General features: G+C 63.8%; 18 protein-coding genes and 1 tRNA gene. 6 read left to right on the forward strand and 13 right to left on the reverse strand.

The features are described from left to right. Positions 1-150: 150 nt before the first annotated feature. Positions 151-1,506, forward strand: coding sequence for an ammonium transporter (locus KJJ24_RS14465; RefSeq protein ID WP_214339754.1), 1,356 nt, complete (start codon positions 151-153; stop codon positions 1,504-1,506). On the opposite strand, the gene msrB is transcribed toward KJJ24_RS14465, so the two are convergent. From msrB to gpmI, 3 genes are read right to left on the reverse strand one after another with little or no spacing between them, the layout of a single operon-like run. Then, positions 1,494-1,985 (reverse strand): peptide-methionine (R)-S-oxide reductase MsrB, encoded by a 492-nt coding sequence (gene msrB, locus KJJ24_RS14470; protein ID WP_214343771.1) that lies wholly within the window; start codon positions 1,983-1,985, stop codon positions 1,494-1,496. The genes KJJ24_RS14465 and msrB overlap by 13 nt on opposite strands. A 22-nt stretch (positions 1,986-2,007) precedes the next feature. Continuing rightward, positions 2,008-2,241 (reverse strand): preprotein translocase subunit SecG, encoded by a 234-nt coding sequence (gene secG / locus KJJ24_RS14475; protein ID WP_214339755.1) that lies wholly within the window; start codon positions 2,239-2,241, stop codon positions 2,008-2,010. A gap of 22 nt (positions 2,242-2,263) precedes the next feature. Further along, complete coding sequence (gene gpmI, locus KJJ24_RS14480) at positions 2,264-3,835, reverse strand: 2,3-bisphosphoglycerate-independent phosphoglycerate mutase (RefSeq protein WP_214339756.1); 1,572 nt, start codon at positions 3,833-3,835, stop codon at positions 2,264-2,266. A 225-nt stretch (positions 3,836-4,060) separates the two neighbouring features. Here gpmI and pyrR point away from each other — a divergent pair, with 225 nt between their 5' ends. Further along, entirely contained in the window at positions 4,061-4,600 is a 540-nt protein-coding gene (pyrR, locus tag KJJ24_RS14485) for a bifunctional pyr operon transcriptional regulator/uracil phosphoribosyltransferase PyrR (protein WP_214339757.1), read from the forward strand. Positions 4,601-4,606: 6 nt separating this feature from the next. On the opposite strand, the gene KJJ24_RS14490 is transcribed toward pyrR, so the two are convergent. The 3 genes from KJJ24_RS14490 to KJJ24_RS14500 form a co-directional block, all read right to left on the reverse strand. Further along, on the reverse strand, positions 4,607-4,828 hold the full coding sequence (locus KJJ24_RS14490; protein ID WP_214339758.1) for a ferredoxin-thioredoxin reductase variable chain: 222 nt from the start codon (positions 4,826-4,828) through the stop codon (positions 4,607-4,609). Positions 4,829-4,870: 42 nt separating this feature from the next. Further along, positions 4,871-5,704 (reverse strand): hypothetical protein, encoded by an 834-nt coding sequence (locus KJJ24_RS14495; protein ID WP_214339759.1) that lies wholly within the window; start codon positions 5,702-5,704, stop codon positions 4,871-4,873. 83 nt (positions 5,705-5,787) lie between these two features. Then, positions 5,788-7,359, reverse strand: a complete 1,572-nt coding sequence (locus KJJ24_RS14500; protein WP_214339760.1) for an Hsp70 family protein — start codon at positions 7,357-7,359, stop codon at positions 5,788-5,790. An 83-nt stretch (positions 7,360-7,442) separates the two neighbouring features. Between KJJ24_RS14500 and KJJ24_RS14505 the strand changes: the two genes are divergently transcribed. From KJJ24_RS14505 to KJJ24_RS14515, 3 genes are read left to right on the forward strand one after another with little or no spacing between them, the layout of a single operon-like run. Further along, complete coding sequence (locus tag KJJ24_RS14505; RefSeq protein ID WP_214339761.1) at positions 7,443-7,748, forward strand: hypothetical protein; 306 nt, start codon at positions 7,443-7,445, stop codon at positions 7,746-7,748. Between the two features lie 3 nt (positions 7,749-7,751). Then, positions 7,752-7,982 (forward strand): DNA-directed RNA polymerase subunit omega, encoded by a 231-nt coding sequence (locus tag KJJ24_RS14510; protein ID WP_010310854.1) that lies wholly within the window; start codon positions 7,752-7,754, stop codon positions 7,980-7,982. Positions 7,983-7,996: 14 nt separating this feature from the next. Then, positions 7,997-8,368 (forward strand): DUF1818 family protein, encoded by a 372-nt coding sequence (locus KJJ24_RS14515; RefSeq protein WP_214339762.1) that lies wholly within the window; start codon positions 7,997-7,999, stop codon positions 8,366-8,368. Here KJJ24_RS14515 and KJJ24_RS14520 read toward each other — a convergent pair. Next, positions 8,331-9,209, reverse strand: a complete 879-nt coding sequence (locus KJJ24_RS14520) for an NAD(P)-dependent oxidoreductase (protein WP_214339763.1) — start codon at positions 9,207-9,209, stop codon at positions 8,331-8,333. The genes KJJ24_RS14515 and KJJ24_RS14520 overlap by 38 nt on opposite strands. Positions 9,210-9,581: 372 nt before the next feature. Here KJJ24_RS14520 and KJJ24_RS14525 point away from each other — a divergent pair, with 372 nt between their 5' ends. After that, positions 9,582-9,809: a DUF2811 domain-containing protein gene (locus KJJ24_RS14525; protein ID WP_214339764.1), complete on the forward strand. Its 228-nt coding sequence runs from the start codon at positions 9,582-9,584 to the stop codon at positions 9,807-9,809. On the opposite strand, the gene KJJ24_RS14530 is transcribed toward KJJ24_RS14525, so the two are convergent. From KJJ24_RS14530 to KJJ24_RS14555, 6 genes are all read right to left on the reverse strand, one after another. After that, on the reverse strand, positions 9,790-10,572 hold the full coding sequence (locus KJJ24_RS14530; RefSeq protein ID WP_214339765.1) for a hypothetical protein: 783 nt from the start codon (positions 10,570-10,572) through the stop codon (positions 9,790-9,792). The genes KJJ24_RS14525 and KJJ24_RS14530 overlap by 20 nt on opposite strands. Beyond that, the gene (locus KJJ24_RS14535; protein WP_214339766.1) at positions 10,569-11,027 is read right to left on the reverse strand and encodes an EVE domain-containing protein; all 459 of its coding nucleotides are present in this window, start codon (positions 11,025-11,027) and stop codon (positions 10,569-10,571) included. Before KJJ24_RS14535 ends, KJJ24_RS14530 begins: the two co-directional genes overlap by 4 nt. A 57-nt stretch (positions 11,028-11,084) precedes the next feature. Further along, positions 11,085-12,458 carry a UDP-N-acetylmuramoyl-L-alanine--D-glutamate ligase gene (gene murD, locus KJJ24_RS14540; RefSeq protein ID WP_214339768.1) on the reverse strand — a complete coding sequence of 458 codons (1,374 nt, stop codon included), beginning with the start codon at positions 12,456-12,458 and terminating at the stop codon, positions 11,085-11,087. A 31-nt stretch (positions 12,459-12,489) separates the two neighbouring features. Next, positions 12,490-12,561, reverse strand: a tRNA-Val gene (locus KJJ24_RS14545). Between the two features lie 42 nt (positions 12,562-12,603). Next, a complete protein-coding gene (locus KJJ24_RS14550; RefSeq protein WP_214339769.1) occupies positions 12,604-13,395 on the reverse strand; it encodes a photosystem II S4 domain protein in 792 nt (263 codons plus the stop codon). A 9-nt stretch (positions 13,396-13,404) separates the two neighbouring features. Further along, positions 13,405-13,908: a hypothetical protein gene (locus KJJ24_RS14555; RefSeq protein WP_214339770.1), complete on the reverse strand. Its 504-nt coding sequence runs from the start codon at positions 13,906-13,908 to the stop codon at positions 13,405-13,407.

Consider the following 13,908-nt stretch of genomic DNA (forward strand, 5'->3'; position numbering starts at 1 on the left):
GGCGCTGTTTTCGGGACTTCGGGCTGACGGTCTTGGGGATTCCCTGCCCGCCCTGCGCCTGCCTGATCAAGAAACCCCCGAAATGTTCATTCTGAACTTTTTCGGGCTCCGTGCGCTGGAACAGTAGCGATCACTACGGTATGGAGGGGCATGCGCACCCGTTGGCGGAATGCCTTGATTGCGGCTGCCGCGGTGCCGGCGATGCAGCTGCTCTGTGGAGCCCTGCTGCCAGCTGAGGCTGTTGAAGATGCTGGCGCCTTGGCAGCGGCAGACAACACCTTGGTGCTGGTGTCTGCTGCCTTGGTGCTGTTGATGACCCCAGGGCTCGCTTTTTTCTACGGCGGCTTTGTTCAGGGCCGCAATGTGCTCAACACGATGGCGATGAGCTTCGTGATGATGGGCATTGCCACGTTGGTTTGGGCGAGCTTCGGTTTCAGCCTCGCCTTCGCTAACGGCGGCACCCTGCAGCCCTGGATTGGAAATCCCTTCAGTTATGCCCTGCTGGAGAACATTCCGGCCGCTTGGCAGCCGCTTGCGATTCCCGGGCTGAGTTTTGCTCTGTTTCAGGGCATGTTTGCGATCATCACACCGGCATTGATTTCAGGTGCTCTGGTGGAGCGCATCAGCTTCCGCTTTTGGTGCTTGTTTACCCCGGTCTGGCTGCTGTTGGTTTATGCGCCGCTGGCTCACATGGTCTGGGGCGGTGGTCTGCTGGGTAAGGACCTTGACTTTGCCGGTGGCACGGTAGTGCACATCAGCTCTGGTGTCACAGCTCTGATGCTTGCAGCCTTGTTGGGTGCCCGTCGCGGCTGGCCGCAGTCGATGCGTCCGCCCCACGACGTGACCCAGATTCTTTTGGGGACTGGCCTGCTCTGGTTCGGTTGGTTTGGCTTCAATGGCGGCAGCCAGCTCACGGTGGCGGGTGCCGAATTGCCCTTCACCACCACCCATGTGTCTGCGGCGGCGGGAATGGTGGCTTGGTCATTGTTGGAGACCTTCAGCGATGGCCGCAAACCCACCGTGGTGGGGATGGCCACCGGCGCAGTGGCTGGCTTGGTGGGGATTACACCAGCTGCTGGCTTTGTGACGGTGGGATCGAGCATGTTGATCGGCTCCCTCACCGCGCTGGTGTGCTTCTTCTCCGTGCAAATCAAGGTGAAGCTGCGCTTTGATGACTCCCTCGATACCTACGCGGTTCACGGTGTTGGTGGTACAGCCGGAGCGTTGCTCACTGGGGTGTTTGCCAATGCCGATCTCATCGCGAGCCACCCTGCAGGGCAGGTTTTGGCCGAGCAGGGTCGTCTGGCCTTGGTATCCGGCCAGTTGCAGGCTGTTTTGGTGGCCTATGGCCTTGCCGCAGCGGGCACGTTGTTGATCGCTGCTGCCTTGCGGGGTCTTGGAGTGCGCTTCCGCGTGCCCGTGTCAGCTGAGAATCTCGGTGTGGATGTGCAGGAGCACGGTGAGGAAGCTTATGCCGAACGAATCGGTTCGCCTCAGCTGTTCTGAGGGTTGGGCTTGAAGCTGAGCGCGACGCCGTTGTTGCAGTAGCGCTTGCCTGTTGGTTTGGGGCCGTCGCCAAACACATGGCCCTGGTGGCCCCCGCAACGGCGGCAGTGGTATTCCGTGCGTGGCACGATCAGCTTGAAATCCACCTTGGTGCCGATGGCGTTGGCCAGGGGTTGCCAGAAGCTCGGCCAGCCGGTGCCGCTGTCGTATTTGGCGTTGGAGCTGAACAGTGGCAGATCGCAGCCGGCGCAGTGGAACGTACCAGCTCGCTTTTCGGCGTTCAGTGGGCTGCTGAAGGGGCGTTCGGTGCCTTCTTTGCGAAGCACTTGATAGGCGGCCGGACTGAGCCGCTGCTTCCACTGCGCATCGCTGAGTTGCCACTTGGGATCGGAGGCGGCTGAAGCCGCCTCGGCGGCGCGAGGTGCGAGAAGCGGGGTGAACAAGGCCGTAAGAGTGGCCAGAACGCTGCGGCGAGGCATGGTCACGTTGGTAAGAGCCGGATCAGAGCTTGAACCAGCCAGCGCTTAACGCCGTCGCCAGACCGACAAACACGGCCAGCAATGTCCAGGTGATGCGGTTGAGTGTGGCCTCGGCGCTGCGGGCACTGCTGAACATGGAACTGCCACTGGAGGCAAGGCCACCCATGCCATCGCCTTTGGGACTATGCAGCAGCACACTGATGATCAGCAGCACGCCGCTGGCCAGCCAGATCCAGGTGAAAACGTTTTGGAGCATTGAAGCAGCCTAGTGGCGCGGTTCAGACCCCAAGGGTCTGGGGGATGCGGTTGAGCACAGCTGGACTACCTAGCGGCACCACCAGTGATTCCCCCGTCATGCGGGCCGGCTGCGGCAGGCCAAGGATTTCCAGCAGGGTTGGGGCGATATCCGCCAGTCCACCGCCGCTGCGCAGCTCCACGGCATTGCCGTGGCCGGGCAGCTTGCGCTTTTCGCCCTCCACCAAGATCACGGGCACGGGGTTGGTGGTGTGGGCGGTCCAAGGTCGCCCATCAGTCCCTTGCATCAATTCGGCATTGCCATGGTCTGCGGTGACCAACAAGGTGCCGCCCATGCGGTTGGTGGCTTCAAGTAAGCGACCCACGCTGAGATCCACGGTGCCGATCGCATCGATCGTGGCCTCCATGTCGCCGGTGTGCCCCACCATGTCGGGATTGGCGTAGTTGATCACCACCAGCGCATAGATGCCCTTGTTGATCGCCGCAATGCAGTGATCGGTGAGTTGTTCGGCCGACATGGCCGGCGACTGGTCGTAGGTGGCCACACGGGGTGAGGGCACTAGGTGGCGATCTTCACCGGGGTAAGGCTGCTCAATGCCCCCATTCATGAAGTAGGTGACGTGTGGATATTTCTCGGTTTCGGCGGTGCGGAATTGGCGCAATCCCGCCTCTGACACCACCTGCCCCAGTAGCCCATCGAGGGATTCAGGCGGGAAGGCCACCGACACGGGCAAGCCTGCCTCGTACTGCGTGAAGGTGACCACAGCGAGATCCTCAATCGGCTCGCGCTCGAAATCTTTGAACTGCGGCAACACCAGGGCTCGAACGATCTGGCGCACCCGATCGGGCCGGAAGTTGAAGCAGATCACACCGTCGCCTGCCTGGATGCTGCCTGAGTTCAGGCGGGTGGGCTCGAGGAATTCGTCGGTGATGCCGCTCGCGTAAGCGCTTTCGAGCACCTGGTTCGGGCTGGCTGACACCACATCCCCATCGCTGCAGAGCAACCGGTAGGCCTTTTCGGTGCGATCCCAGCGGTTATCGCGATCCATGGCCCAATAGCGGCCACAGATGGTGGCGATGGAGCCCACGCCCGCTGAAGCGATTTGGCTCTCGATGGTTTGTACAAAACCGGGTGCGCTCTGGGTGGGGGTGTCACGCCCATCGGTGATCACATGCACGCACACCTGTTTGAGCCCCCGTGCAGCAGCCCAATGGAGCAATCCGCCCAAGTGGTTGAGATGGCTGTGCACCCCACCGTCAGAACACAGGCCAATCAGATGCAGCGTGTTGCCGTTGGCCAGCAGGCGATCGGCCAGAGCATTGAGTTCAGGATTGTTGTTGAGGCTGCCGTCGCGAACGGCCTGGCTGATCCGCACTAATTCCTGACGGATGATCCGGCCCGCACCGATGGTGAGGTGGCCCACCTCGGAGTTGCCCATCTGGTCGTCGGGCAGGCCCACATCGGCGCCGCTGGCCTCGATCAGCGTGTGGGGATAGGCATGCCAAAGCGCATCCATCACTGGGGTCTGGGCGGCCCGGATGGCGTTGTGGGCTTCGTCGTGGCGGTAGCCCCATCCATCGAGGATGCAAAGCACAACGGGCGCAACACCACCCCGTTTCCCTTCAACAGCTGAAGGAGCTGTTGGCTTGCCTTGATCGGTCGACGGTACAGCTGTCACCCGATGAACCCTGCCTATCTGCAACAACTGCTCTTCCAAACCTACCCTGCGCCTCGGTTAGCTCCCCGCTAGATCCCGCCTGCGTCAGCTTTTGGCTACACCACTTTCTGCCGTTACCATCAGCCCCCCTCCGCCTGGCTTATGGCTGTCGATCGCGTGGAGATCCTCTCGGCTGATGAGCTGGGCCGCACGCTGAATCGCCTTGCATCGCAGGTGCTTGAGAGCGTGGCCGACAGCAATCAGCTGCTGTTGGTGGGTATCCCCACGCGGGGCGTGGCCCTGGCAGAGGTGCTGGCCCAGCGGCTCGAGGCCCTCTGCGGCCATGCGATTGCTTGCGGCAGCCTTGATCCCACCTTTCATCGTGATGACCTTGAGCGGATCGGCACCCGCCTCGGCACACCCACCCAGCTCCCCGCTGACCTTCAGGGGCGCGATCTGGTGCTGGTGGATGACGTGATTTTCACAGGTCGCACCGTGCGTGCTGCGTTGGAAGCCCTGCAGGCCTGGGGGCGCCCCAGGCGTGTGCGGCTTCTGGTGATGGTGGATCGAGGCCACCGTGAACTGCCGATCCAGCCTGATTTCTGCGGTCGGGTGGTGCCTACCAGCCGTCAGGAGTTGATCGCCCTGTGCTTGCAGGCGATTGATCAGGAGGAGGGCGTGTTTCTGATCAAGGAGAGCTGAGGCAAGTCAGCTCACCGGCTCGAGTTCGTCGCTGCGGAAGTGCGCGCGGAAGCGGCCGAACGCCACGATCACGGGCATGGTTGGGCTGATGGTGCGGCCTTTGTAATCGTTGAGCACCTGAAATACCTCGCCTTGCTGGCCCTTCAGATCGAAGGCCTGGCCGCGGTGTTCGGGATGGTGGAAGACCACCACGCTCTGGCTGACCTTGACCTGATCTCCTGCCTGCATCGAGGGTGAGGGGGATTGAACGCCCCATCCTGTCACGTGTGATCAGCGCCGGCAGGTGGTTTCGGGGCCGGCTTCCACCACCCGGCCGCCGAGCTCTTCGCACGCGGCGCTAAAGGCCTGCCAGTCATCGAAGCCCTGGGCCAGCTTTTGAGTGATCAGATCGTTGAGGCGTTCTGCGGGCACGTTGGAATCGAGTTGGCCGCCATGCACATCGTGGTTGCGCTCACGGGGATCCCGAAGGGATTCGATGCCCTGCTCCACCTGGCGGCGCAGGGGCAGGCTCTGCTCCTTCCACCAAGGGTGCTCGATCCGATTCAGGGCATCCAGTGCTTCCCACCAGCGCTTCTGGGGAATGAGCTGTGCAGCCCTGTCTTTGAGAAATTTCTGGCGGTTCCAATCCTCATCGAGTTGATCGCCGAGGGCCGTGCCGCTGGCGTTATGAGCGGCATTGAGATTGCTGAGGATGCCCAGTGCTTCTTCGAGCCTGCCTTCGCGATAGAGGCTGAGGGCACGCGTTTCGAGCTGCTGCTGCCAGTTGAGTAGCTGCTGCTGGTCGGCAGGGGTGCTTGTCCCCGAGTTCACCAGTTGTAGCTGAAGTTTGAGAGCTTCGGCCCACTCGCCTCCGCGCCATAGCTCCTGGGCCTTGAGCCGGCGGCAGCGGCCTTGCTCCAGCGGTGCCTTGCCCCCTAGCCAGCGCAAGGCTGCCAACTGCTCTCCATAGCGCAGGCAGTCGTCGAGTCGGCCCTGCTCAGCGGCGCGCTGCAGCTGTGCGGGTAGCTGCTTCTCCCACCAGTAGGCCGATCCCACCCCGGCCGCCACCAGGCCGAGCGTGAGCACCAGCCAGAAACGTGGAAGCCGGTGCCGGCGGATGGCCAAGGGCGGCGCTCATGCAATCCATCCGTTCTATGGATCGATGCGCCCTGCATCACGAATTCAGGGGCAGCCCGCCAGCCGTCACGTCAACGAACACGGCCCAGCCGTCGCTGCGGCAAGGGCCGGTCGCTGAGCAAGTCACGGCCTTCCACGATCAGTTCGCCTGCGCTGTTGATCGAGAACTGCAGCTCAAGGCGATCAGCGCCAGGAGTCCCGGGGGGGCTGAGGGGAAGGGCTGCGGGTTGTTCGCTCCAGGCTTGCACCGCTGGGCTGCCCGCGGCCTGACGGCGCAGCACCGGAAAGCCGTTCACAAACACCACTTCGCTCCGCTCCTCCTGCTGTGGTTCCCCTAGGTGCAGCTCCAGCTCCCCTTGCTCTGGTCGGCTGCAGCTCAGTCGCAGCTGCAGGGGCTGCTCGCTCGGCCAGGGCTGTCCGGCTAAAAACAGTGGGTGCCACCGGTGCTCGCTGCTGCGTTGATCCCAGCAGCGCAGCGAGACGCCCCGGTGCAGCAGGTCTTTCACCGCCACGCCTGGTGTCAGGCGTAACGCCCCGAGGGCCACGGCCTCCACCGGGCGCTCGCCGTGAAGCGGCACTCGCGGCAGGCGCTCCTGCAACCAGGTGCGGATCAGCGGCACACGGCTGCAGCCGCCCACCGGCAGCACGGCATCGATCTCCGCCTCGCTGATGCCGCAGCCCCGAGCTGAGGCCAGAACCTGCTCCAGTAATTCATCCAGCAGCTCCAGCAGCTGACGCTGGCCAAGGAGTTCGTCCAGCTCATGGCGTTGTAAGTGCAGGTCCACCGGGGCGTGCCCTGGCCCGGCGATCCACAGCACGAGGGCTTCCTCCGCATGGCTCAGGCGGCACTTCAGCTGCTCGCAGCTGCTGAGCAGTGAAGGGGTCTCCGGATCCACGCCCGCAAGGGAGGGGTGGCGTTGCACCAGCTCGGCGGCAATCCAGCGGTCGAGATCGCGTCCCCCCAGCGCTAGCCCCGCCTTACCCAGGACACGGGCGGTGCGAAGGCTCTGGCGACTGTTCTCGAGGTTGCGCCCTCCGAAGCGCAGCAGCTGGGCGATCGGCGCCGCTTTGCCCTCTCCCCCCTCGAGGGCCACCAGCGACAGATCCGTGGTGCCGCCTCCCAAGTCGATCACCAGCACGCGGCTGCCGGCTGGTAGCCCAGCCCCGATGGCTGCTGCCGTGGGTTCATCCACGAGGGCAATTTCGGGAACCGCCAGGCCACCCGTGGCCTCCAGGAGCCATTGGCGGTAGCCGCGGTAGCTGTCGATCGGAGCGGTGAGCACCAGGCGATCGGGCTTGAGCTCCTGCGGCAGCCGTTGCCAAATCTGCTCAAGAAGAAGGTGGCCGCTCTGTTCAGGACTCAGCAACGTGGTGTGTTGCGGATCCTCAGCACCGATCAGGCGTTTGAAATCGCGATGCAGGCCTGGGCCTCCGCGCTCGAGTAGGCCGGCCTCGATCACCTGACGACCGATCAGTGGCTGACCACTGTTCTTATCGCTCAGCCAGATCAGGCTGGGCACCACCCCGGGTTCGCTGGTGCTGATCGGAGTTAACGCCAGCAGCCTTGGAGCGGAATCACCAGGGGACTGAAAGGCCACCACGGTGGTGGTGCTGCCCAGGTCGATGGCGAGGGTGCCGGCCATGGGCGAAAGCTGAAGGGAACACAACACTCATGAGGGTGGCGCAGCCAAGCGCTTCATGGTGAGACCAGAGGGTCTCTTGGCTAATGGAGCGCGCGTTGCAGGCGGTGTTGTCGTTTTATCGGGAAGATCCCGATCAGTTGCGTCGTCTTGATCCTCTCTGGGCTTGCCGGGTGACGCGCGGCTGGATGGGATTGCGGATCGAATGCCGTGACCGGGTGCATCGCGCTGTGGTTTGCGGCGTGATCGAGCTGCTGCGGCCGCCTTTGGCGGCCCTCGCGCTGGTGCGGGAGATCCGGCTGTTGGCGCCTGGTGCGGAGCCGCTGGTGTTTCCGGTCAGCGTGCCGCTCTCCAGCAGCCTGCTGACCTACGATGAATCCATTGGTGAATAGTTCATGTACCTCGGCGTCAACGTCAGTCCCAAAGAACTCGCTCAACGCGCCGAGAGCCTGGTTCGGTTTTCCAGTAATCGTTATCTCACCACCGTTCGGATTGCCTTCCGCGCCAAGCAGCGTCGCTTCGACGACTTCGACGGCCTGCTCGAGGACTCGATGGTGAAGCCGGTACAGCGAGCCATCATCGAGCTCAGCGACGAGCAGGACCAGCCTGACCTACTGCCCGGCTGAGCTGTTCAGTCGCCTTGATTCAGCGGGAAGGACAGGGTTGGCGGTTGGCCTGGGATGGCAGCCGCCAACCCTTTCCGGTTTTAGTGGGAGGTGATGGTTGGGCGGTGGAGCTCACCCAGGCCGAAGCCGAGGCTCTGCGTGATGCTGTCGCCGAGCTGGTGGCGCAGCATCAGAGTCTGGTCGATCAGTTGATGCCGGAGGAAGAGATCGAGCTGGAGCTTGAACGTGATCCCTGGTGGCTGATCATCGAGGGCGATCGTGCGACATGGGCGTTGCGGGTGATGCTCACACCAGCTCCTGGGCAGCGAGCTTTGGAGGGATCCTGGAGTGAGATGGCGGCTGCTCCCTTCAGCCAGGCCCTGCAGCAGCTGTTCGGCCAGCCGTGAGTTCGTGGAGAGCGCAATAGTCGAGATCATCCAGCCCGGCCTTGGCAGAGCGTTCCAGTAGGGCGGCTAATCCCTTGAGCCCCTCGCTGTTGAGACCGGCTTGCTGAGCTGCAGTGATGAAGAGGTTGAGATCCTTGCGTAGATGCGCGGTGGGGAAATTGGGATTGGCGTAATCGCCACTCAATTCGCGTTGCAGTTTCTTATCGAAGGTGGCTGCATAAAGGGCACTGCCGCGCAGCAGGTTCATGAATAGCTCCACCTCCACGCCGCCCTGCTGCACCAGATGCAGCGACAGGCTGAAGGCATGGGTGAGGCTGGCGATGAGTTGATTGAGCGCCAGCTTGGCGGTCATGGCGCTGCCTACGCACCCCAGATGCTGCGGGTTTTGGCTGAGCTGACGCAACAGGGGCATGGCCTCCTGCACCAGCTCGGCGGGGCCGCCGCTCATGAGCTGCAGCGTTCCGGCCAGGGCTTCCGGCCTGCTGCCCAGCACCGGTGCTTCGAGATAGCGGCCGCCTAGCTCGGCAACCGATCGCGCCAGGGCCTGGCTTTCGGCCGGTGCGATGGTGCCAACCTGGATCACGCGCCGCCCCTGCAGCGCCTCACCCACCTGGTTGATCAGCACGTCTTGTGTGGCGGGGCCGTCACTGAGCACCGTGATCAGCCAGTCGGCTTCCAGGGCCGCTGCCGCTGAACTGTCAGCGCGTCTCGCCCCTAGGGCTTCTAAGGGGGAGCAGCGTGCAGGGTTGCGGTTCCACACCGTGACCTGCTGGTTGCAGGCCAGCAAACGGGTGGCGATGGCGCTGCCGAGCAGGCCGGTTCCAAGCAGGGCAACGGTCATGCTTCTCAGCTTGCCTGAGCTCGGGTGGTGAGACTGACCACGAGATTGGACGGCTGATCAGATCTCCTGATCAGCGCTGTTCTCCCAAGGGCGTCATCCTTCTCCGCAGGCTTTTGCACGGTTTTTCCACAGACTTAGCCACCGGAGCGCCGCTGGCCGCCCTGGTCTGGGGAGAACGCTGCTGCGTGGCAGTTTCCCGTTGACAGCCGCCGCGGCCCTCGGCATCGGGGGGGCGCTGCGGCTTCGCGCTGGGTCAAACCCGCTGTGCGGCCAGGGATCTTGCGGTGAGAGTGTCTGGGAAGCGGGCTGTGTGCCTTCTGTTGACCGCGGCCGCCCCCTGTGGGGAACTGGTGGGCGTTGAGGGAGTTCCGGATGGAGAGCGCAGGCACCGTGAGCATGCAGGCAGAGGTGCCCGAGGCCTTGCTGCAGTCGATGCAGGGCTTCATCGAGGCGCATCCCAACTGGGATCAATACCGCCTGTTCCAAGCAGCACTGGCCGGTTTCCTCGTGCAGAACGGGGTCCAGACCCGCGAGATCACCCGCTGCTACCTGGCCAATCTCTTCCCGCAGCAGCGCCGTTTCAGCGAGCCGATCGCGTGAAGGCCCTCGCGCTGCCCACTTCTGGTTGAAGCTGGCTGTAAGCCCCGGTGATCGTGATGGCGAAGAGTGGCAGTACCGCCACCAGGGCCAGGGCGGTGGCCGCGCTGCCCAACCCCGCGCTCAAGGCCTCGGCCAGCAATCCCAGGATCACCGGAATCAGCAGCAACCCCAGCAGATAGCCGCTCAGCTGCATCAGACCGGGCCAGTGGTGCTCGAGCAGCCACATTCCCTGGCGAAACAGGGCGGTAGGGCCCAGGGCTGTCTCCAGCACCAGGCAAGGTCCGAAGATCTGACTGAGCAGGATGCCTCCAGCCGCTAGCAAGCCCAGCAGGGGTGGAACGGCGCTCAGCGAAGGCAGCAGCAGCAGCAGCAACGACCACAGCAGCGCTGTGATCAGGGCTGTGGCTGTCAGGGCGGCCAGCAGATAGCCCAAATAAAGGCAAAGCCGCCAGCTGTGCCAGCAGGCATCGGGGCTGAGATCGCGCCACGCCAGCCGCTGTTGCTGGTTCTGGGCCAGGCCGGCTCGGGTGAAGCCCTCGATCATCCAGAGCAGGCTCCCGGCGTAGAGCCCAATCCCCAGCAGATGCAGTAGCGCGGCCAGGACTCCACTGTCCACTTGCTCAGCGGCCGCGAACATGGCCCAGCTCAGCAGATGAGCCCCGAGCGCAGCGAGGCTGAAGCCCAACAGCAGCAGCGGTTGGCGCCGCAGGGCGCTGAAGCTCTGCCGGCAGGCTCTCCAGCTGTTGAGCCGGATCGGTTTCACAGAGGGCCCAGCAGGTCGAACAGCCGCTGGGCACTCGCTTCCGGTACGGGCAAGATCGAGAGGCGGTTGCCGTTGCGCACCACAGCCAACTCCTCCACGCTGAACTCTTCTCGCAGAGCATTCAGGCTGAGCAGCTCGCGGAAGGTGCCCAAATAGCGCAAGCGCACGCAATCCCAGCGGGGCTTCTCGGGGCTTGACTTCGGGTCGAAGTATTGATGACTGGGATCAAACTGGCTTGGATCCACAATGCCAAGTTCTACCACTTCCATGAGTCCCGCGATGCCCGGTGGTTTGGCATTGGAGTGATAGAAGAATGCTCGATCTCCAATGGCCATCGAGCGCATGAAGTTGCGCGCTTGGTAGTTGCGGATCCCATCCCAGAGAGTGGTGCCTTCCTTCTGAAGATGCTGAATCCCGTAGACATCGGGCTCGCTTTTCATCAGCCAGTGGGCCATCGCTACCGAGCACGTAGCGGTGAGGTTAGCGGCGCTGCAGCGCCGCTCCATGCCAGGTCAGAGGCTCTGCACCAGCTGGCGGAAATGCTCGCCGCGTGCTTCGAAATCCTGGTATTGATCAAAGCTGGCGCAGGCCGGTGAAAGGAGTACGCCCCGGCAGTGATGCTGGGCCGCGAGTTCGCTGGCAAGGGGCACCGCTTCAGTCAGCGTTTCTACGCTGTGCATGGCACCGCTGTAGCCGGTGTTGTTGAGCAGCTCTTCGAAGGTGGTGCGGGCCGCACCGAACAGCACAACCGCCTTGGCCTGGCGCTCTAGTTCAGCGAGCCAGCCATCGGCATCCCCTTGCTTTGCCTCGCCGCCGGCGATGACCACCAGTGGCCCTTCCAGCGCCCGGAGAGCCACTTCGGCGGCGTCGTAATTGGTGGCCTTGCTGTCGTTGAACCATGACACGCCATCCCGTTCGCGGATGCGCTCGAGCCGGTGGGGAACGCCAGGGAAGGCCCGTAGCGCCGCTTCCATCTGGCTGCCACTCAGGCCGGCTTCGAGCCCAACCGCCACGGCCATCAGCATGTTTTGGCGGTTGTGGGCGCCAGGCATAGCCAAGGCCGTAGCTGCGAGCAAAGGGCCGTTGCTGCTGCAGATTTGATCGGCTTCGATCCAGAGCGCCGGTTCGATACCGGCGGCCTGGGCCTGCTGGCGGGAGCCGGCGGTGATCCAGTGGCCGTGATCCCAACTGGTGGCACGGCTGCGCAGATCTGGATCATCGCCATTGAGGATCCGCACCTCCGAGCGCTCCAGCAAGCTGCGCTTGATGGCTCTGTAGTTGTCGAGGCTGCCATGGCGCTCGAGATGGTCGGGGGTGAGGGTTGTCCACACACCAATCCGTGGAGCCAGCCGCGGTGCCGATTCGATCTGATAGCTGCTCAACTCCACCACCAGCCAGTTGGGAGCGGTGGCATTGGCCCGTTCCAGAGCGAGCTCTGCGGCGGAGTAGCCCACGTTGCCGCACATCGGTGCATCAAGGCCGGCGGCCTGAAGTAGGTGCGCCACCAGATGGGTCACGGTGGTTTTGCCGTTGGTGCCGGTGATGCCGATCCAGGGAATCCCGGCAGTGGCCTCCCAGGCGGTGGTGATTTCGCCGTCGGTGTGGATGCCCTGTTGGCGCAGGCTCAGCAGGGCGGGGTGATCCCAGCGGATGCCGGGGCTCACGATCACCCGAAGGGGTCGTTCGGGCAAGGCGGTGAAACTGGCCGGATCGAGCGGGGTGTTCAGCTGCACGCTGATGCCCTCGCGGCGCAAGCTTTCCGCACGTTCCTTCAGCACGGGTTGATCGCCGCTGTCGAGCACAAGCACCCGCTCACCTCCCTGGTGCAGCAGTCGTGCAGCGCCTATTCCCGAGCGGCCAAGTCCCAGCACCACCTGCAGAGTCATGGGTGGATGAAAGGCTTCAGCCTTAAGCAGATGGGCGATACTGGAATCGAACCAGTGACTCCTACCGTGTCAAGGTAGTGCTCTACCTCTGAGCTAATCGCCCTCAGAGTGCCTTCCGGCCCAAGGAACTTAGCAGCCGGTTCCTTCAACGACGCTGCATCACGAGTCGCCACCGATCGCGTTTGGTGGGCTGTATCTCCAGGATTTCGAGCTCCCCACGCCCATCGAGGCGCACGCGATCGCCGCAGCACAATTCTCGGCTGGGTGAGGTGATCACCTGCCAGTTCACGCGCACGGCACCGCTTCGGATCAGGTCACTCATCCGGCTACGCGACATCCCCATCCCCGCGGAGGCCACCGCGTCGAGACGAAGCGAGGCCTCCACGCTGTTGAGTTGCCGTGGCGCGCGGGTGGCGGGCCACTGGAGCTGCTCGAGGGGAACGACCTGCAGCACCACCTGCACGCTGCGCACCTGTGCCTCCGTGCCCTCGCAGCGCGCCGCTGCCTCCTCGCTGATGACAGCTTGGGCGCCGCGGTCGCCTCGCATCCAGATATCGCCGAGCTCGCCTGGTGCAAGGCCCGCCTCCAGAAGCCCTTGGCGCACATCGACCGGCTCAGCTGGGTCGAAGAGAAAGTTGCCGCTCACCATCAAGCCGTTGAGGGCGGCCGCTGGTGTTGGGGTGTCCCGCTCGTCTGCCAGTTCCGCCCGGCGCAGCAGCAGTCGGCGGCGCTCAGCCTGGGGCCAGCCCCCGTCGCTGAGTACCTGGACCTCGCTCAGCGCGCCCAGCCGTTGTTGGGCGTCCTCCTGCAGTTCTGCTTCCACGAACCCGCTCCAGCAGGGTTCCCAGGTGCGAAGGGCCTGCTCCGCTAGCTCGATCAGTGCCGCCAGCTCATTGGGTTGTCGGCTGCCCTTGAGCAGTTCATCGCGCGGCAGCATCGCGGGGCCTCAATTGTCGTTAAGCCGCACGACGGCTTTGGGCTTGGCCTCTTGCAGACGGGTCCAGGGCATCTCGAAGCCGTTGGGCATCTCCACCAGCAGCAGCCAGTTGCCTTCCTCGAGGCGATTGCGCAGGGCACGCACCCGATCGTCGGCTTCGGAGCTCACGCTGGCCGCGGCCGCAAAACTTCCCATCCAGCCCGATCCCAGCCCCAGCAGGCCGCCGATCAGATGGGAGCCCAGTTCGCCGGCGAAAGCAAAGGTGTCGAGATCCGTGATGAAGGTGAAGGTGAGCCCGGCGAAGAAACCAAAGGGGATCAGCCATGTGGCCATGCTCCGCTGACGCAGCTTCCGCGTGAGGGCCGGGTTGAGCTCCTCGACCTCAGTGATCGGGGTCTCGCCCTTGCCGATCGCCACCAGCCTCTGTGGCGCGGGGCTGAGCTCTCCGAGCTGATCCTTGAGCTGCAGCAGGCGTTTGCGCTCCGCGATCACCACCACCACGCTGCTGCCCAC

The sequence above is a fragment of the Synechococcus sp. LA31 genome (assembly GCF_018502385.1).
In the GTDB taxonomy this organism is placed as follows: Bacteria; Cyanobacteriota; Cyanobacteriia; order PCC-6307; family Cyanobiaceae; genus Vulcanococcus.

What these genes read in the sequence shown, in the direction of transcription:
- KJJ24_RS14465 (WP_214339754.1), top strand. Translation starts at nt 151, where the DNA reads ATGCGCACCCGTTGGCGGAATGCCTTGATTGCGGCTGCCGCGGTGCCG.
- msrB (WP_214343771.1), bottom strand. Translation starts at nt 1,985, where the DNA reads ATGCCTCGCCGCAGCGTTCTGGCCACTCTTACGGCCTTGTTCACCCCG.
- secG (WP_214339755.1), bottom strand. Translation starts at nt 2,241, where the DNA reads ATGCTCCAAAACGTTTTCACCTGGATCTGGCTGGCCAGCGGCGTGCTG.
- pyrR (WP_214339757.1), top strand. Translation starts at nt 4,061, where the DNA reads ATGGCTGTCGATCGCGTGGAGATCCTCTCGGCTGATGAGCTGGGCCGC.
- KJJ24_RS14490 (WP_214339758.1), bottom strand. Translation starts at nt 4,828, where the DNA reads ATGCAGGCAGGAGATCAGGTCAAGGTCAGCCAGAGCGTGGTGGTCTTC.
- KJJ24_RS14500 (WP_214339760.1), bottom strand. Translation starts at nt 7,359, where the DNA reads ATGGCCGGCACCCTCGCCATCGACCTGGGCAGCACCACCACCGTGGTG.
- KJJ24_RS14505 (WP_214339761.1), top strand. Translation starts at nt 7,443, where the DNA reads ATGGAGCGCGCGTTGCAGGCGGTGTTGTCGTTTTATCGGGAAGATCCC.
- KJJ24_RS14510 (WP_010310854.1), top strand. Translation starts at nt 7,752, where the DNA reads ATGTACCTCGGCGTCAACGTCAGTCCCAAAGAACTCGCTCAACGCGCC.
- KJJ24_RS14520 (WP_214339763.1), bottom strand. Translation starts at nt 9,209, where the DNA reads ATGACCGTTGCCCTGCTTGGAACCGGCCTGCTCGGCAGCGCCATCGCC.
- KJJ24_RS14525 (WP_214339764.1), top strand. Translation starts at nt 9,582, where the DNA reads ATGGAGAGCGCAGGCACCGTGAGCATGCAGGCAGAGGTGCCCGAGGCC.
- KJJ24_RS14535 (WP_214339766.1), bottom strand. Translation starts at nt 11,027, where the DNA reads ATGGCCCACTGGCTGATGAAAAGCGAGCCCGATGTCTACGGGATTCAG.
- murD (WP_214339768.1), bottom strand. Translation starts at nt 12,458, where the DNA reads ATGACTCTGCAGGTGGTGCTGGGACTTGGCCGCTCGGGAATAGGCGCT.
- KJJ24_RS14550 (WP_214339769.1), bottom strand. Translation starts at nt 13,395, where the DNA reads ATGCTGCCGCGCGATGAACTGCTCAAGGGCAGCCGACAACCCAATGAG.